This is a genomic window from Scytonema sp. PRP1 (assembly GCF_036697665.2).
GTDB classification, from domain to species: domain Bacteria; phylum Cyanobacteriota; class Cyanobacteriia; order Cyanobacteriales; family Nostocaceae; genus Kalymmatonema; species Kalymmatonema gypsitolerans.
The window spans coordinates 1-16,135 of sequence record NZ_JBAHYJ020000062.1 but is presented as its reverse complement, the minus strand read 5'-3'; the positions used below and the strand labels follow the sequence as shown (position 1 = coordinate 16,135).

The 16,135-nt window shown below is 48.2% G+C and carries 18 protein-coding genes and 1 pseudogene; 6 read left to right on the top strand and 13 right to left on the bottom strand.

Features of this window, described 5'->3' with window-relative positions; genetic code table 11:
* Positions 1-6 precede the first annotated feature (6 nt).
* Entirely contained in the window at positions 7-273 is a 267-nt protein-coding gene (locus V5G28_RS12605; RefSeq protein ID WP_332989269.1) for a hypothetical protein, read from the top strand.
* A 191-nt stretch (positions 274-464) separates the two neighbouring features.
* Here V5G28_RS12605 and V5G28_RS12600 read toward each other — a convergent pair whose 3' ends face one another.
* The 9 genes from V5G28_RS12600 to V5G28_RS12560 form a co-directional block, all read right to left on the bottom strand.
* Positions 465-746 (bottom strand): cupin domain-containing protein, encoded by a 282-nt coding sequence (locus tag V5G28_RS12600; RefSeq protein WP_332989266.1) that lies wholly within the window; start codon positions 744-746, stop codon positions 465-467.
* A gap of 378 nt (positions 747-1,124) precedes the next feature.
* The gene (locus V5G28_RS12595; RefSeq protein WP_332989265.1) at positions 1,125-1,874 is read right to left on the bottom strand and encodes an SDR family oxidoreductase; all 750 of its coding nucleotides are present in this window, start codon (positions 1,872-1,874) and stop codon (positions 1,125-1,127) included.
* 182 nt (positions 1,875-2,056) lie between these two features.
* The gene (locus V5G28_RS12590; RefSeq protein ID WP_073636524.1) at positions 2,057-2,341 is read right to left on the bottom strand and encodes a hypothetical protein; all 285 of its coding nucleotides are present in this window, start codon (positions 2,339-2,341) and stop codon (positions 2,057-2,059) included.
* A gap of 68 nt (positions 2,342-2,409) precedes the next feature.
* Positions 2,410-2,667 carry an NADPH-dependent FMN reductase gene (locus V5G28_RS12585; protein WP_332989301.1) on the bottom strand — a complete coding sequence of 86 codons (258 nt, stop codon included), beginning with the start codon at positions 2,665-2,667 and terminating at the stop codon, positions 2,410-2,412.
* A 19-nt stretch (positions 2,668-2,686) separates the two neighbouring features.
* The gene (locus V5G28_RS12580; protein WP_332989261.1) at positions 2,687-3,064 is read right to left on the bottom strand and encodes an NADPH-dependent FMN reductase; all 378 of its coding nucleotides are present in this window, start codon (positions 3,062-3,064) and stop codon (positions 2,687-2,689) included.
* A 128-nt stretch (positions 3,065-3,192) separates the two neighbouring features.
* Complete coding sequence (locus tag V5G28_RS12575) at positions 3,193-3,600, bottom strand: hypothetical protein (protein ID WP_332989259.1); 408 nt, start codon at positions 3,598-3,600, stop codon at positions 3,193-3,195.
* 19 nt (positions 3,601-3,619) lie between these two features.
* Entirely contained in the window at positions 3,620-4,561 is a 942-nt protein-coding gene (locus tag V5G28_RS12570) for an NAD-dependent epimerase/dehydratase family protein (protein WP_332989257.1), read from the bottom strand.
* 185 nt (positions 4,562-4,746) lie between these two features.
* A complete protein-coding gene (locus V5G28_RS12565; RefSeq protein WP_332989255.1) occupies positions 4,747-5,214 on the bottom strand; it encodes a VOC family protein in 468 nt (155 codons plus the stop codon).
* A gap of 311 nt (positions 5,215-5,525) precedes the next feature.
* Complete coding sequence (locus tag V5G28_RS12560) at positions 5,526-6,275, bottom strand: hypothetical protein (protein ID WP_332989253.1); 750 nt, start codon at positions 6,273-6,275, stop codon at positions 5,526-5,528.
* A gap of 572 nt (positions 6,276-6,847) precedes the next feature.
* Between V5G28_RS12560 and V5G28_RS12555 the strand changes: the two genes are divergently transcribed.
* The 4 genes from V5G28_RS12555 to V5G28_RS12540 all read left to right on the top strand — a co-directional run bounded on the left by V5G28_RS12555 (position 6,848) and on the right by V5G28_RS12540 (position 12,016).
* The gene (locus V5G28_RS12555) at positions 6,848-7,084 is read left to right on the top strand and encodes a hypothetical protein (RefSeq protein ID WP_332989251.1); all 237 of its coding nucleotides are present in this window, start codon (positions 6,848-6,850) and stop codon (positions 7,082-7,084) included.
* Between the two features lie 29 nt (positions 7,085-7,113).
* Positions 7,114-10,500 carry a WD40 repeat domain-containing protein gene (locus tag V5G28_RS12550; protein WP_332989249.1) on the top strand — a complete coding sequence of 1,129 codons (3,387 nt, stop codon included), beginning with the start codon at positions 7,114-7,116 and terminating at the stop codon, positions 10,498-10,500.
* A 57-nt stretch (positions 10,501-10,557) separates the two neighbouring features.
* Positions 10,558-11,289: a group II intron maturase-specific domain-containing protein gene (locus tag V5G28_RS12545; protein WP_332989247.1), complete on the top strand. Its 732-nt coding sequence runs from the start codon at positions 10,558-10,560 to the stop codon at positions 11,287-11,289.
* Positions 11,290-11,611: 322 nt separating this feature from the next.
* Positions 11,612-12,016, top strand: a complete 405-nt coding sequence (locus tag V5G28_RS12540) for a response regulator (protein ID WP_332989245.1) — start codon at positions 11,612-11,614, stop codon at positions 12,014-12,016.
* 10 nt (positions 12,017-12,026) lie between these two features.
* Here the strand turns inward: V5G28_RS12540 and V5G28_RS12535 are convergent, their stop codons facing one another.
* Entirely contained in the window at positions 12,027-12,482 is a 456-nt protein-coding gene (locus V5G28_RS12535; RefSeq protein WP_332989243.1) for a transposase, read from the bottom strand.
* A gap of 8 nt (positions 12,483-12,490) precedes the next feature.
* A complete protein-coding gene (locus V5G28_RS12530; protein WP_332989242.1) occupies positions 12,491-13,696 on the bottom strand; it encodes an RNA-guided endonuclease InsQ/TnpB family protein in 1,206 nt (401 codons plus the stop codon).
* A 194-nt stretch (positions 13,697-13,890) separates the two neighbouring features.
* On the opposite strand from V5G28_RS12530, the gene V5G28_RS12525 reads away from it, so the two are divergent.
* Positions 13,891-14,016 (top strand): hypothetical protein, encoded by a 126-nt coding sequence (locus tag V5G28_RS12525; protein ID WP_336230496.1) that lies wholly within the window; start codon positions 13,891-13,893, stop codon positions 14,014-14,016.
* A gap of 97 nt (positions 14,017-14,113) precedes the next feature.
* On the opposite strand, the gene V5G28_RS12520 is transcribed toward V5G28_RS12525, so the two are convergent.
* Positions 14,114-15,490, bottom strand: a complete 1,377-nt coding sequence (locus V5G28_RS12520) for a dihydrolipoyl dehydrogenase family protein (RefSeq protein WP_332989241.1) — start codon at positions 15,488-15,490, stop codon at positions 14,114-14,116.
* A 2-nt stretch (positions 15,491-15,492) separates the two neighbouring features.
* A pseudogene (locus V5G28_RS12515) lies at positions 15,493-15,696 on the bottom strand (GMC oxidoreductase); the annotation flags it as partial.
* Positions 15,697-16,135 lie beyond the last annotated feature (439 nt).

Genomic DNA, 16,135 nt, shown 5'->3' with positions numbered 1-16,135 from the left:
AGAAATATGATTTTTCAAACAAAAGCGCCTAGTTTTCCAGACAGGGGCGCTTTGTTTTGTTTATTTTACCATATTACGGGGATTTTCTCAGAGGAATTTGGAGAGCGATCGCGCAAAGCACAGTGCCAGAGGCAATCGCGCACTGCGCACTGTCCCGAATCGCGATTGCCTTTCCCAGGTGCCCCTTCGGCGATCGCAACCTGGACAGTGCAAAGACAGCCCAATCCCGGTTTGGGGGAGTGGGTTGCGCCAATCGCAAGAAAAAATATTTGAGTGGAATCCGGAATCCTGGAATCTGGTTTTTTAGCTTACGCAAGTCACTAAAAAACAGTGACGCATCAAAACTTATCGATGATTTAATTTCTTAACTTTTAAAATCACTATAACTAACCAAGCCACACTGTTTTTCAGCAGTGTGGTCTTAGAGGGTGTTTATAAAAATCTTTGTGTGCAATGCGTGCGTCTCACCTGTCGGGTGTAGTCAGGTTATCTTCATTGGTATCGACGACAAAGACGGCTAGCATACGCATGGGTTGAGTATCACTGGCATTTGCGCTGACACGATGATGATCGCCAGGTACTTCAAAAAAGTTCTCACCAGCGTGATACACCTGCTCTTTTTCGTCATTGACTTTGCTACGAATTGCACCCGAGAGCACTGTTGCATAGACAAAAGCGGAGGCTGCATGGATATGTGCGGGTGTTGAGCCATAGCAGCGCATATTCGACCAGCAAGCCTTTGACACTCTTTCCAGGCACGTTGGGAAGGGCGTGATCAAAGACCAGCGTTACCTTAGACGTATCATTAGACGTATCAGCAGATAAATCATTGGCTGAAGCTGCGAATACGGGGAGAGTTGCGAATATGGAGAGCGCTATGAATATGGAGAGAGTTATGAATGCAACAAAGCCGAAAAATCTAGTAAACACTTCCGTTCTCCTTGGGTGAATACAAACTGGTGGATATAAATCCGCCTGATGTGGCCTCATGCTGAATCAAGCAGTGAGCGGATTAGACATGTGTACGTTGAGTTGAGCTTTGCACGCGCGAACGCAGTTGCGGGATGTTGGGCTTTGTGTCCTCAACTCAACCTATGTCAGCATTGAATTCTCATTGCTGATCTTTAAGCGATAGAGCGGTTGAGCCAGTCCTCGAAACGGGTCGAGCCGATGAGCGAGTTGCCCTGCGGAACGAGCTGATCGTTCAACGCTGCACCAAAGTAACGGGCGTGACTGTCTACAACCACCTGACGTGAGTCGTGAGTTGCACTCAGGAATTGGCGGATGATTTCCTCGAAACGGAACCGCTCTGGACCAGCTAAATCGATAATGCCGTTTACTGGCGCTCCCAGTGTGATATCGACCAGCGCGTCAGCAACGTCCTCCGACAGGATGGGCTGGATAAAGGCAGAGGGCAAGCGAACCGTTTGCCCATCGGTGGGGAATTGAGCGATGATCGTCTCGATGAACTCAAAGAACTGCGTAGCGCGAACAATTGTATAGGGTATTGCTGCGGACTGGATCAACTTTTCCTGAGCGACTTTCGCACGCATATAGCCGCTATCCGGGATGCGATCGGCACCGACGATTGATACTGCAATGTGATGACCCACACCCGCGTCTGCCTCCGCTGCAAGTAGGTTCCGGGATGACTCAAGGAAGAACTCTAACACCGCCGCATCCTCAAAGGAGGGTGAATTCGTCACATCGACAACAACTTGAGCACCCACTAACACCTCAGCCAGTCCCTCACCTGTAACAGCGTTGACACCTGAAGAAGGGGATGCTGCCACCACCTCATGCCCGAGCTTCTGTAGCTTGCTGACAAGCTTTTTACCAATCAGCCCACTGCCACCAATGACAACAATTTTCATGACAACACCTCTGATAATTTAAAGAACATGGTTGTTGAGTTTTGAGCCATCCGCAGTGAGTTGTTCTCAACTGAGATGGCTGTTTCTACCCGCTTCAAGTGGCGCACTTTCTGCCTGAGATCATCGTGCTCAACGATTCTTGCGACAGAACCCAAAATTTTGCATCCGGTCAGCTTAGTCGCTTATTTGATCTCAGCCGGGTCAAACTCGGTAACTCGTCCCGGACGGGCAGCCAGAAAGACATCGTAGGAAGTACAATAGGCAATCGTGACATCATTGGCTTTGTTGTAAAGATGAACCACGGTATTCGCTCCTCCGGGTTGAAGGGCAATGGGTTCCAGGTCCCCAAAAAAGAGACGACGAATGGTATCACCGCTGCCCAATTCATCCCTTAATTTCCGTAACAGAGCCAGTTTCCCTTCCAGGGTTGGAGGAGTTGGATCAGCAGGATGCTTTGCTTGAGTCATAATTGTTCTCCAATGTTGTTGAAATCTACGGGTCAAACTTTTTCACTAGTTGAAATGCTCTACTTTGTTTAGACAGGGAGATTGAGTTTGACACTCACCGTTGCGAGTTTGCTGCCAAGTTGCAAGATACTTGTCTGTTGGGCTTCATCCTTCAAATTGCCATTCTCATCAAACGCTTGATAAGCGTTCCCAATTGCCTGCTGATCTGGCAACACCAGAACCCCAATGTTGCCAAGAATGGAACGGACATGAGTTAATCCTCGTAAGCCTCCCAAAGTTCCAGGGGAAGCACTCATTAACACCGCAACCTTTTCTTTGAAACACACCAATGAAGGTTCGTCCGGTTCAGGACGCGATGCCCAATCGTTGGCGTAGCCTCTCCGTCAGGAGAATCGCATTTTTCAGCAGTGGGGTGATCGAACTGTTGTATTCTGGGCAGGCAATGAGGAATCCCTGATGCGCTTTCATTAGGGCCTTGAGCTTGAGGGCATTCTCTGGCAGTCCCTCAGCCTCCTCCAAATCCCCATCATAGAGCGGTAAGGGCAGATCGCGGAAATCCAAGTAGGTCACTTCTGCACCTGCGGCTTTAGCTCCTTCAACGGCAATTTTCACCAGTTTTTTGTTGACAGAATCTTGGCGAGCACTCCCGGCAAAAGCGAGAATTTTGGCAGTGATCATGAATTCCTCCTTTCCTTCTAGTTTTATCATGATGTTTTGAGCCATCCACAGTGAGTTGTGAAAACACCAGAACTTACCCTCGATCAGCAGTGTCTTTCACTCATGGCATTCCCACAGCGGTACGCAAACCGGAACAGTAGGGGACGGTAGTGGTTAAAACCGTTGAGAGGAACTTATATCGCCTTCTCTGGTGGCTGAGTCGTTCTCAACGCCAATCCACTAATCCAACATCCCAATCCATCGACAATTAACATCAGGTAAGCGGTGGCTTGGAAAAGCAAGCCCCATCCTTCAAAGGAAACTTGAGAAACATGATCGGGGCTAATGACCAAGTGATGATTGTAGATTGCAGAAAGGAGTGAGCCTGCCATTGAACCCAGCAAGATCCAGCTACCGATGCGGTAGAACGGCGTCCAGAGTAAACCGGCTGCAATAATGGGAGCTAATATCACCACAACACCCACAAACAAACCCTGAAGCAGAGAAAGGGGAACTGGGATTTCGTTATGCGCTAAGCCGTGCAGTCCATGAAGGAGCGCGTGCATGACTACGATCACTGTTCCATATTGAGCAATCTTCATCTTCTTCTCCCTTCACTGGTTAACTGGCATGAGCTACGGTAGTGTCAACAATCCATTCCAACGGTCGAGGCTGAAAATTCAGTTCGCGTTTTGCCTTGGCATTCGATGCACCTCGCATCTGAGTTTGGTAGTAAACAATGTCCGCACCACCCTCCATTTTGAGAGCATCTTCAACCGATACCTGTGGCGGGGGTGGAGCATTCAGCGATCGAGCAAACGCAGGGAGCCAGTCGCGCACCGCTAGAGGCTGATCATCGACAATCAGATAAACACCAGGATTGCCCTGCTCTGCAGCGGCAACGGTGGCGATCGCGGCATCCTCAATGTGTATCCACGACCAGACGCCATCCCCATTGCCGACGATCGGAAGCTGTTGCTGCCGCACCTGTTGTCCTACATCACCATCCGAGTTAAACCAGGTGCCGGGTCCGTAGAAGAAACCATAGCGTAAAGCGATTCCTTCCAGATCAGGCGTTTGCAGTAAACGACGTTCAGTCTCAATGACGAGACGAGCATCGGCGGCAACGGCGGGGGAGGCATCAAGCGATAACGGGGTTTCCTCATCTGCCAATCCAGCACCGGGAATTCCCCAGAAGGCCATCGACTGTTTCAGGAAACGGCGCACCCCTGCTGCCTTTGCTGCCGCCAGCACATTGCCTCCCCCTTCCGACCGAATCCGCGTATTCAGAGCCGCTGTCGCATTCATGGATTCGCGAGTGTAAGTTCTGGGTAGAGCGGTGAGTTGTTCAATCACCACCTCTGCTTGAGCGCGAATGACAGCCGCTTTAACTGACTCTGCGTCGAATACATCCGCGATCGCCGGTTCGATTCCCTGTGCCGCTAAGGACTGTGCTCTTTCTTCGGTGCGGGTCAGCGCGACAACATTGTGTCCTCTAGCAAGTAATTGGTCGAGCGTTGGGCGACCGATCGCTCCTGTTCCCCCGGCAACAAAAATCTTCATCTGTAAATCCTCCAAAACTTGTTGGCTAGTACGGCACTACATTGCGTTGATAGCGGAAGTGGTAGAGGGGTAAGGGGGTAGAGGGGATGATAAGTAGCTCCTCTACTTCTCTACTTCTCGACCCATTTCCTTATCATAATCTGTGTCGTGAACTTCGCTTCTGTCCTTAATCGATTGATGTCCCGTTACCGTCCAGGAAGTCGCACCTTCACCTCCTGGAGCACCCAACCGTTGCCGTCTGGATCGCTGAACGAGGCATAGGAGGCATAGTCTCGGCGTTTCGGATCCCGACCGGGTACCCGTCCCTCAGTTCCGGCGTGGGGGAAGATCCCTCCGATGTCGTGGAACACCTCACTCACCTCGACCCCCCGATCAACGAGTTCGGCACGGGCTGCCTCGATGTCGTAAACGATGAGGTACAAACCTTGGACTGAACCCGGTACAGCTGACGTAATTCCTTTACCGAAGATGATCGAGCACTCTGAGCCAGGAGGGGTAAACTGCACCACCCGGAAGTCCTCACTGGTGACAAAGTCGGCATCTAGCCGCCATCCTAACGCCTCATAGAAGTGCTTGGACTGATCGACATCAGAAACGGGCAATACCACTACTTCGAGTTTCATGTTTTGACTGTTTACGTGATTGCTAGTCATCTTGTTCTCCTTCAGGTTGGTGAGTTTAACAGTTATCAGTAAACAGTGACCAGTTACCAGTTTTTTGGTAACTGGTCACTGTTTACTGTTCACTGTTTTAATATCCACCTCGGTTACACTTTATTCTTATGCGATCGCGATTGGGCAAACCACTCAAGTTCTTCGAGTTAAAACGCAATATAATTGTTTTGCGCTTGAGGAACGCCGCCCCAACGGTGCGGGTGCTCTCAAACAATAACCGACTTACCAAGGCACCTGTTGTCGTCTTTTCACTATCAAAGCTTTCCTGAGACTAATACTAATTCATTGCCTCAGGGTTGGAAATGAATGGCTGGTTCTAGCTCACTGAACTTGATGTCACTGAGTTGGATCGACACAATAAGGGGTTCCTTGAGCGGTGACAAGTCAGGCTGCCGGATGTAAACCAAACGCTTGGTGGGCACGATAATCCCCGATACCTCTGTATGATCCCAAAGATAATGAACAGCAGGTGCGCCCCCACTGATTTCGACATCGTAATCGTGGCGTCGGATTAACCCATCTTTGTCGATGTAAAAGGTCTGCACTTTACTGTGCGTGGCGATGTAGGGCGCAAAGGTAACTTGCAGTCTTCGCCAGGTTTCGCCGTTTTCCTGCCAGGGTTCTATTTCTTCTACTTCATAACCCGGCAAGGTGAAGGTGAACGGACTGGTTAAATAAGTCCACATCGCATACCCAGCAAAATAGGCTAACTGAAGGTTTGTCCACGGGGTTTCCTGGGTGTGGCCCTTAAAGGACGCTCGCGGATGCAGTAGTTCTTCAATCACTGTGCCATCCGTGGCTTCAATTGCCACCCGTTCTGCTTCCAGTGAAGTATGTTGATTGGGAGCGCCAAAGGGGGTATGGGATGCCCATTGGCGGTGCAGGTCAACGGTTACATGGATATCATCCAACATTCCGGCTTTGCCTTTGGTGTTCCACAGTACCCCGCCAGTCACCAAATGTGCAGAAACCGCTTTAAACTGCTTCCACCGCTCCATGCCGCCGTGCGCGTTAATGGTTAATGCTAGTAAGTCATTCATGTTCGTTTTCTTTCATACAGGACAAAAGCTTGCAAAGTGTAGCAAAAGGAGCGAAAAGCCTTGAGCGATTTTGGTTCCATTTCGCCCTTGAGTGATTTTGGTTACTTTTCATTCTTGTGCGATCGCCCAATACAAACCACTCAAGTTATTTGAGTTAAAACGCGATTTAATTGTTCTGTGCTTGAGGAACGCCCAACACTAGTGAGCCACAAGCAATAAAACCTGGTATACTTTAACCAAAATGGAATCATTTGCCTGTCAATCTGTGTTGCTGAAACTCCCCGTCACTTCTTGATTAAAGAAACGCCCGATATTTTAACAGTGAACAGTGAACAGTGAACAGTGACCAATGAACAGTGACCAATGAACAGTGACCAATGAACAGTGACCAATGAACAGTGACCAGTGACCAGTGAGAAGATTGACTTGGGACATCTTGATAACTGATAACTGGTAACTGATAACTGATAACTGATAACTGGTAACTGGTAACTGGTAACTGATAACTGATAACTGATAACTGATAACTGATTTAAGAAAAGCGCTAGTTCGTTTGCACCATCGGCTAACTTATGGATTCCAACGCATCAAAAACTAGACGAGGTCGCTCCACTTCTTTTCGAGTGCGAGGAGCCATCCTATCGCCTCAAGGGTGGCAAAAGTTTCAGACGGCAAAACAGCAGGCGGAATCCGACGAAACCTGGGGTAAGCGCTTCAGCCAGGAAGATCTCAGCGCTCGCACCGGACTCTCCCTAAATACCCTCGCTCGCATTTTCAAGCGCGAGTTGGGGGTGATCGCCAGTCATTAGAGTATCTGTTCCGGGCGTTTGGGCTGGAATTGACGCAAACAGACCTGACATCCCCAGCCTCATCCCAAGAGACTGTGAGCCGGTGGACAAATCCCCAACAGGACTGGGATACGGCAGTCGATGCCTCAGCGTTTTATGGGCGTGAGGTAGAACTGACACAACTGTGGCAGTGGATTGTATCTGAGCGCTGTCGCATAGTCGGGCTATTGGGCATTGGCGGCATTGGCAAAAGTACGATCGCCGTCAAGGCTGCGCTTCAAATGCAGACAGAATTTGAGATTGTCGTATGGCGCTCCCTGGCTAATGCACCACCTTTGGATGAACTCCTGTCAAGCAAGCTTACGTTTCTCATGCCGCTTTTTGGGGAAGATCCCATCATTCCCACGACGCTCGATCAGCAAATTTCCAAACTGATGCAATATCTGCGGTCGCGTCGGTGTTTATTGATCCTCGATAATGCTGAGACCATTTTGCAGCGTGAGGCAGTGGGACAATGGCTCTCGGGCTACGAAGGTTACGGACAATTGCTCAGAACCATTGGTGATACGTCTCACCAAAGTTGTTTGTTGCTCACTAGTCGAGAAAAGCCACGCGAAATAGCACTGATGGAAGGTGCACAGGTGCTGGTGCGATCGTTGACCTTGAGCGGGCTGACACCTGATGACGGACGCGCTATCTTTCGGCAAAAAGGAGCGTTTACAGGTTCAGAAGCCGAATGGCAGACTTTGATCCATCACTACGGCGGCAATCCGCTGGCATTGAAACTGGTGGCAGCTGCAATTCAGGATTTGTTTAACGGCAGCATTCCAGAGGTATTGCCCTATCTGAGTCAGGGATTGGCTGTTTTTGAAGACATTCGCGATTTGCTCGATCGTCAGTATGATCGCCTCTGTGAAGCCGAACAGAAAACACTGTCCTGGTTTGCAATTCATCGGGAGCCAGTCTCGCTCGCAGATATTCGAGAGAACGTGGTTGATCCTGCTGCTCAACAAAGTGTACCCAATCTGATCAACTCACTACTGAGGCGATCGCTCATTGAAAAGACCGATGGGTTATTCTTCTTGCAACCCGTAGTGATGGAATATGTCACAGAACGATTCGTGCAGCAGATTTGCATCGAATTTGAGAGGCAGCAGCTTAACGTTTGGCAAACGCATCCCTTAGTGCGAGTACAAGCAAAAGATTACATTCGAGAGATTCAGACGCGCTTAATTATGCAACCTGTGATGGAACGGTTGCTGTCTCGCTTTGGCAGTGTGGCGGCGATCGAGGCGCAAGCAAGGCACTTATTAATGCAACAGGGGAAGAAACCAGGGTACACCGCAGGCAACCTGATTAACCTGCTGGTGCAGCTTCAAGTCGATTTGCGCGGTTCAGATTTTTCTGGTCTTGTGGTGCAGCAAGCAGACTTGCGGCAGGTCGATTTAACAGGAGTCAATTTTCAGAATGCTGACTTAGCGAAATCAATCTTTTCAGAAACCCTCAGTGTTGCGAGGTCGATCGACCTGAGTCCAGATGGACAGACAGTTGCCGTTGGCGATGCCAATGGCAACATCTATCTCTGGAACATTAGCACAGCGCAACTTCTGGACACCTTTTCCGGGCACAAAGGCTGGGTTTGGTCGGTTGCCTTTAGTCCCGATGGCAAAACGTTAGCGAGCAGCAGTAGTGATAGTTCGGTGCGCTTGTGGGATGTCCAGAGTGGAAGTTGCTTGCAGGTGCTGACAGAACATAAAGGTTGTGTTTGGTCAGTAGCTTATAGTCCCGATGGTCAGCAATTAGCGAGTTGCAGCGATGACAAGACGGTGCGCGTGTGGAATTTGCAAGGGCAGTGTCTCCGTGTCTTGAAAGGGCACACCCAGAGTGTTTACGCCGTCCACTTCGCGAGCGATCAGCAAACCTTAGCCAGTAGCAGTAATGATACAACCATTCGGATCTGGGATATGAGCAATGGGAACTGCTTGAGTGTCTTACAGGGGCATACCAGCGGGGTTCGGTGTATGCGATTCAGCCCGGATGGTCAACTACTCGCCAGCGGATGCCGGGATGGGTCGATTCGATTATGGAGTAATTATCTGTCCCATGATCGACATCCAAAACCCCATTCCATAAATCCTAGTGCCAAGTTGCTGCATGGACATGCCGATTTTGTTTGGGACATCACCTTTAGCCCGGATGGTCGTCTCTTAGTGAGCGGTGGTCGCGATGGCACTCTACGCCTGTGGAATGTGCAAGACGGGCAATCCATTCATGTACTTGAGGGTCATACCCACGATGTTTATGGGGTTGCCATCAGTGCCGACAGTCAATTGTTGGTCAGTACAGGAGAAGACCAGACGGTGCGGCTGTGGCATTTACAGAGTGGACGAAACCTGAAAACGTTGCGTGGATACACGGGTGGAGTTCACTCCCTGAGTCTCAGTGGAGATGGTCAACTGCTTGCTAGTAGTGGTCAGAATGAAATGATTCAGGTGTGGCGTTTGCAACTAGATGGCAATCTGTCGCAACTTCACTCCTACAAAACTTTTTCCAGCCCGACCCGTCGGATGTCATCATTTAGCAACGTCAGCTTTAGTTCCGATAATCAAACTCTCGCGATCAATCGACATGATGAGTCGATCGCTCTATGGAATATTCAAACTGGGCACCTTGATCGATGGTCAGCGCACAACTCGTCTGTGTGGACAGTTTTGTTTAGCCCAACGAAAAAGATTTTGGCAAGCAGTAGTTATGATTGCACCGTGCGACTTTGGGATGTGCAAACGCATCACTGTTTGCATGTGTTACGCGGACACCAGAGCAGTATTCGCGCGATCGCGTTTGACAAGAGCGGTCAATGGTTGGCAAGTGGCAGTTTTGATTTCACGATTCGGCTGTGGGATGTGCAAACTGGAGAATGTTCGAGGGTATTGCAAGGACATACGGGCGCAGTTTTCGCACTGGCATTTGATCCGGGTGGTCAACGCTTGGCAAGCGGCAGTCATGACCAAACCATTCGATTATGGGATGTGCAAACTGGAGAATGTCTGAAGGTTTTGCAGGGGCATACGGGAGTTGTGTGGACGCTTGCCTATGCGCCAAGCGCAGGCTCCGCCAACAGTTCGGATGGTCGAATCTTAGCAAGTGGCGGTGTTGATCAAACCATTCGACTGTGGGATCTGCAAACGGGGCATTGCCTGCACATCCTGGATGAACATAGCGGTTGGGTCCATTCAGTGATCTTTAGCTCTAACGGTCAAATCCTATTCAGTGGGAGTGACGATCGCACAATCAAGCTTTGGGACGTGCAAACAGGACGCTGTATCGAAACGTTGACGGTTGATCGCCTGTATGAAGGCATGAAGATTCAAGGCGCAACCGGGTTGACAGTAGCTCAAAGAACTACCCTGAAAGCATTAGGGGCAATTGACCATTGAAGCGACATCCAGCCAGCTTCAGCGCCTTCGCTTGTGCTCGATTGTGTCTAGCAACTGTTGAAAGGCTTCAAAACAATCATCACCCCAAGCACAGAAAAGCAGAGGATACACTACGAAAGAATAGCTAGTATCATCAACGACCACAAGCAAGCGCCACAAGAGGCACTAATCGGGAAGCTAAACCCAATAATCAGAGGATGGTCAAACTACTATTCCACAGTCGTGAGCAAGGAAACTTACTCCGAATTAGATAATCTCATGTATCCAAAACTAAGAGCTTGGGCACAACGCCGTCATCCCAATAAATCAGGTTACTGGGTGTCAAAAAAATATTGGCACACTGTTGGAAATGACAATTGGGTATTTGCCACACCGAATAAAGGTAAAAAACTAATAACTCTAATAAAACACGTAGAGACACCAATTATTCGGCATATAAAAGTCTCTGGCATAGCCAGTCCATACAATGGCGACCTAATTTACTGGAGTTCAAGAATGGGCGCACATCCAGAAGTACCTAAAAGAGTAGCAACACTTCTGAAGAAGCACAAAGGAAAATGTGTTCACTGCGGATTGTATTTCAGAGAAGAAGACCTGTTAGAGGTTGATTATATAACACCAGTAAGCAGAGGGAAAGATGAATACAAAAACCTCCAGGTCTTACACAAACATTGCCATGACACTAAAACAACCGAAGATGGTTCGGTTGGAGGTATGCGCTTGGACAAGCACCAAATTACTGAGGAGCCGTGTGAGGCGAAAGTTTCATGCACGGTTTTGAAGACATAGTTTTGATAGCCAGGGGAGTGTCAATCTTATCAGTTTCTTATCTTCTTGGTTTAATCTCAATTAGTCAATCCCTTTAACGGGTCGCGGCAAGGAGTCCTAAACCTAATGACGGGTGGGGAGGAATTGCCGCTCCCACCGATTGGGTACTGGGAGTACAGACGCCCTAATTAGGGCGTCTCTACGGACTGGGGACTGGGAAAATATCTCAAAATGTGTCCGGGGCAATATTTCCCCGGACACATTTTGAGGCTCCCTTAGCATTACCCCAATCCAAGGGTCCCCAATCCTCAGTCCCTTTTACGCTGCTTTAAGTAATGTAAGAATGAGAACCAAGAAGATATTGCTTATTGATGATGAAGCAACTATTCGAGAACTCGTACAAGTCTGTTTAAGCGACCTAGCAGGGTGGAATGTTGTAACTGTCGCCTCAGCTCAAGCCGGGCTGAAACAGCTAGCGATAGAACGTCCTGATGCGATCCTTCTTGACGTTTCCATGCCGGGTATGGATGTCATTACCTTTCTGCATAGACTCCAAGCAAACCCTTTAACCAAAGCCATTCCAGTTATCTTCTTAAGCGTGAGAGCGGCTTGGTTTACATCACAAAAACTTTACTCACTTGGTGTGGTTAAGGCAATTGCTAAGCCGTTTAATCCAGTGACTTTACCAGGAGCGATCGCTTGCGCCCTCGGATGGACTTTGCAGGCTGAGGATGAATTTTTTGTTTGAGCTGACGGTATTACGCTGTACAACCCTCGACAAACAGGGCATACGCGATAGCGATGCTTTCACTGTTAATAGCTAAAGCAAAGGAGCCGTCTCTCAAAGCCCGGATCATAATGTTCCGAGCGCCGCCCCAATCTCTGTCATGCTCATGACCACAGTTGGGGCATTTAAATGTTTTAGAACCGCCTAGCTTATCATGCTTGAATCCGCATTTTGTACAAGTTTTTGAGGTGTACGATTCATTGACATCAATCACCACAACACCACGCTTCTTCGCCGATTGCTTAAGTGAGCCCTCAAAACGGTAGTGTCCCCAAGTCAACATTTGTCTAGCTGTTTTTGTATGCAGTTTGCGCTTGGACTTAACCACCATTTGAGATGTCTCAAACGTAGGTAGGAAGATTACCTTGTACTGGCTAGTTAGGTAATTGGCTACTTGTTTGTGGCATTCGTCAAGTGAACTACCCAACACCGACCCTAACGTCTGTCGGTGTGGGCTTCTGACTTCATTGACCGTTGCCGCTTACTCTTACAAGCAGGTGGTCTTACACAGCCTCGATCAGCAATAACGGGGTTCCCTCCGCCATGACTCTCCAATATCCGAATCCCTTCATTCCTTATATTTAATGCGGCGTTTGCATCCCGATCATGATGAGTTCCGCACTTTGGACAATCCCATTCGCGCACATCGAGCGTTAACTTATCAAGAACGTGATTGCAACTTGAACAGGTTTTGGAGCTTGGGAAAAACTTTCCTATCTCAACAAGTTGCCCCTGTTTGGTTTTCAACTTGTAATCTAGGAAGTTAACAAACATTCCCCAACCAACATCGGATATTGATTTTGCTAACTTTCTATTTCCTACCATCCCCTTGATGTGAAGATTCTCCACAACAATAACTTGACTTTCGTTTACAAGCTTCCTACTTAATTTATGTAAAAAGTCTTGACGGGAATTTGATACTTTCTCGTAAACTTTGGCTACTAGTTTCTTATATTTATTTCTTGAATGACTTCCTTTGGTCTTGCGAGCAAACTTCTTCTGCTTTCTAGCTAAGTTTTTCTCGTGACGTTTCAAATACTTAGGATTACAATATTTTGTCACTTGCTCCCCATCGTGAACAATTGCAAAATCTTTAATTCCTAAGTCGATGCCAATTTTCTTATCCCCTGTTGATTCAATGTCAGAGCTATCAACTTCACACAAGATTGAAGCAAAATATTTATCAGTAGGAGTTTTACTTATTGTTACCGTTTTTAGAGTCCCTTCAATTGGTCGATGAAAAACAGCTTTTACATCACCAATCTTGGGGATACTTAGCAACTGACCTACTACTTTAACGTTTTGTGGATATTGAATTGACTGCCTGTGGTGTTTTGATTTTACCTTAGGGAATTTAGCGCGTCCTGCAAAAAAGTTGTTATAAGCTTTGTTTAAGTTAATTGCCACACATTGCAAAACAGATGAGTAGCAGTCTTCTTTTAGCCAAGGGTTCTCTTTTTTTAAAGCAGGTAGATACGCTTTGTAAACACTTATTTTTAAGAATTGACCTGTCTGTTCATAGTGCTGAATGCAAGCATTAAGGGCATAATTCCAATACCATCTGGCGCATCCAAAAGACTTAGCAAGTGCGACCTGTTGTTCGCTTGTTGGATATAGTCTGACCTTAACTGCTTTCAACACTTTTATCACCTCCTTTGTGTTTTTATGATAGCATCTATGCAAATACGTTGTACAGGCAAATATGAAAAACAAGTCATTAAATCTGAGGATATCAGAACGTAGGTTAAATAAGTTACGTTTATATTCAGCTTATCGAGACAAGACAATGACTCAAATACTTGAAGATTTTATTGACTCGTTAAAAATTCCAGAGAATGACAATTGGGGTGCTATCCCCACTCACTCATCAACCGACGGTTGATATTGTTCGGGGGATGCACCCCAATCGTCCGGCTATTCATCCCAACACCGATCCTTCGGATACGGTGTGGGGCTTCTAGCCGATCAAGCTAAACGGGGGTATTTGAATGCTTGCATTTGAATACCTAGTCCGGACGGATGAAGCAAGAATCCTCGCACCTTTAGGTGCGAGGAGTGTCAAATATTGGGACAGGTTGGCATATCATCTCCAACGAGTAGCCTTGCGAGACTGGGCAATGCCTCACCGTAAGTTGGGTGAATGTGAACCGATTGTTCGAGTACCTGCCACGTTGCTTTAGCTTCCATAAGTGACAAAAAGACATGCACGAGTTCAGCCGTTTCGTACCCAACCAGCGTTGCTCCTAAAATCAAATTTGTGTGGATGTCGATGACCATGCGGTAGAAACCCAGATCGTGCCCCCACTCAATGCTACGGGCGATGTGAGCCATCGGCAGGGTGACTTCGCGGGCAGTAATGCCCTGTTTGTGAGCCTGCTCTAGCGTCATCCCTACCCGACCCACTTGCGGCTCTGTGTAGACGGCATAGCCTAACACCCGATCATTGCGTGTTCGGTGTTCGCCACACAGAATGGCTTTCAAGCGACGATAGTCTTCCCAAGAAACATGGGTAAAAGCAGGCTGCTTGGCAGCGTCTCCGATCGCATAAATCCCAGGGCAAGTCGTTTGAAACTGATCGTCGATTTTAATAAACCCTTGTGCATCCAATTCAACGCCTGTCACCGCAGAATTTAATGCCTGAGTATTCGGTTTGCGCCCAGTTGCAATCAGCAAGGCTTCTCCATCGAGTACTTCACCATTGTTCAGCGTTAGGGTAAACACACCGTTGGTATAAGCAACCTGCTGAACAGTCACATTGAAATGCAGTCCAATTCCGTCTTGCTTAAATGCATCCAAAAGCACAGCACTGACATCGGATTCTTCTTGGGCCAGCAAGCGATCGCCCCGCACAATTAATTCGGTCTGACTCCCTAAACGCGCCATTCCCTGCCCTAACTCCAGAGCAATATAGCCTCCGCCGACTACGAGCAACCGGGGCGGAATCTGCTGCAAATCAAAGAAATTTCGGTTTGTGAGATAAGGCGTTCCCACTAAACCAGGAATGTCAGGAATAGTAGAGGATGTTCCTGTATTGATGACGATGATCGGAGCCTGCACAGTCACACCGCCTCCGCTTACAGTTCGCTCTCCGGTGAAAGCAGCTTCAGCGCAGACGACTCTAACCCCTGCACTCTCTAATCGCCGCTTGGTACCCTGGTTAAACTGGCTGCGAATACTACGCACACGCTCCATCACCGCAGAAAAATCGACTTCGACCTGCGCGTGTATGCCTAGCTTTGCGGCTTGTCGAGCGCGACCTGCGGCATGAGCAGCGGCTAAAAAGGCTTTAGAAGGCGTACAACCATAGTTGATACAACTGCCGCCTAACGCATCGCGCTCAAATAGAACGACGTTTCGACCTGCTTTGGCAAAGTCAGCCGCGAGTGGAACTCCGCCCTGACCGCTTCCAATCACAATTACATCTGCTGTTTCCATGGTTACCTCATATGATAGCTGGTCATTACAGTTTGTCGAGTACGACTGGCTTTAATTAAATCGGCTGCCTTCTCGCCAATCATGATGGTCGGTGCGTTCGTATTGCCTGTCGTCAGCGTTGACATGATGCAGGCATCGACGACCCGCAAGCCCTCAATTCCATGTACTCGCAGTTCAGAGTCTACCACTGCCATTGGGTCAGTGCCCTACACTTAAAGCATCCGCATAGCCCAATTCTTGGTGCATGCAGACGATACCGACCACTGGTGCACCAAAAAATTCGCTCCTTACGATCAATCCCCATTGCTCCATACACTTGTTCACCCAGTTCTTCGACGGTAATGCTGGAATGCCTCCGGCAGTTGAGCGATTTTGGGTAACTAGAAAAGTCAAAATGCTGACTTGCTTTTAGCAAAGCCGTTTTCAGTCGATCGCGGCGAATACATAAAAGCAAATACTACCCGCCAGGGTTGGGTATTGGAATTCGACGGCGCTAGCTGTGTCAGCAGACTTTCATTAAGTAAAAATCGCGGCACGGGTTTGCATAGATTTTTAGGGTAGGTCGGTCTTTGATAGTTTGGTCGAGATCGAACATGTTAATAAACCTCTATGAGAAAGAGTAGACTAAATGCACCATTGGTCGTT

Excerpts from the sequence above, each read along its gene's own strand:
- V5G28_RS12525 (WP_336230496.1), top strand. The coding sequence starts at position 13,891 with ATGACAATTGGGGTGCTATCCCCACTCACTCATCAACCGACGGTTGAT.
- V5G28_RS12565 (WP_332989255.1), bottom strand. The coding sequence starts at position 5,214 with ATGACTAGCAATCACGTAAACAGTCAAAACATGAAACTCGAAGTAGTG.
- V5G28_RS12595 (WP_332989265.1), bottom strand. The coding sequence starts at position 1,874 with ATGAAAATTGTTGTCATTGGTGGCAGTGGGCTGATTGGTAAAAAGCTT.
- V5G28_RS12555 (WP_332989251.1), top strand. The coding sequence starts at position 6,848 with ATGGATTCCAACGCATCAAAAACTAGACGAGGTCGCTCCACTTCTTTT.
- V5G28_RS12575 (WP_332989259.1), bottom strand. The coding sequence starts at position 3,600 with ATGAAGATTGCTCAATATGGAACAGTGATCGTAGTCATGCACGCGCTC.
- V5G28_RS12560 (WP_332989253.1), bottom strand. The coding sequence starts at position 6,275 with ATGAATGACTTACTAGCATTAACCATTAACGCGCACGGCGGCATGGAG.
- V5G28_RS12605 (WP_332989269.1), top strand. The coding sequence starts at position 7 with ATGATTTTTCAAACAAAAGCGCCTAGTTTTCCAGACAGGGGCGCTTTG.
- V5G28_RS12540 (WP_332989245.1), top strand. The coding sequence starts at position 11,612 with ATGAGAACCAAGAAGATATTGCTTATTGATGATGAAGCAACTATTCGA.
- V5G28_RS12520 (WP_332989241.1), bottom strand. The coding sequence starts at position 15,490 with ATGGAAACAGCAGATGTAATTGTGATTGGAAGCGGTCAGGGCGGAGTT.
- V5G28_RS12590 (WP_073636524.1), bottom strand. The coding sequence starts at position 2,341 with ATGACTCAAGCAAAGCATCCTGCTGATCCAACTCCTCCAACCCTGGAA.
- V5G28_RS12580 (WP_332989261.1), bottom strand. The coding sequence starts at position 3,064 with ATGGCTCAAAACATCATGATAAAACTAGAAGGAAAGGAGGAATTCATG.
- V5G28_RS12570 (WP_332989257.1), bottom strand. The coding sequence starts at position 4,561 with ATGAAGATTTTTGTTGCCGGGGGAACAGGAGCGATCGGTCGCCCAACG.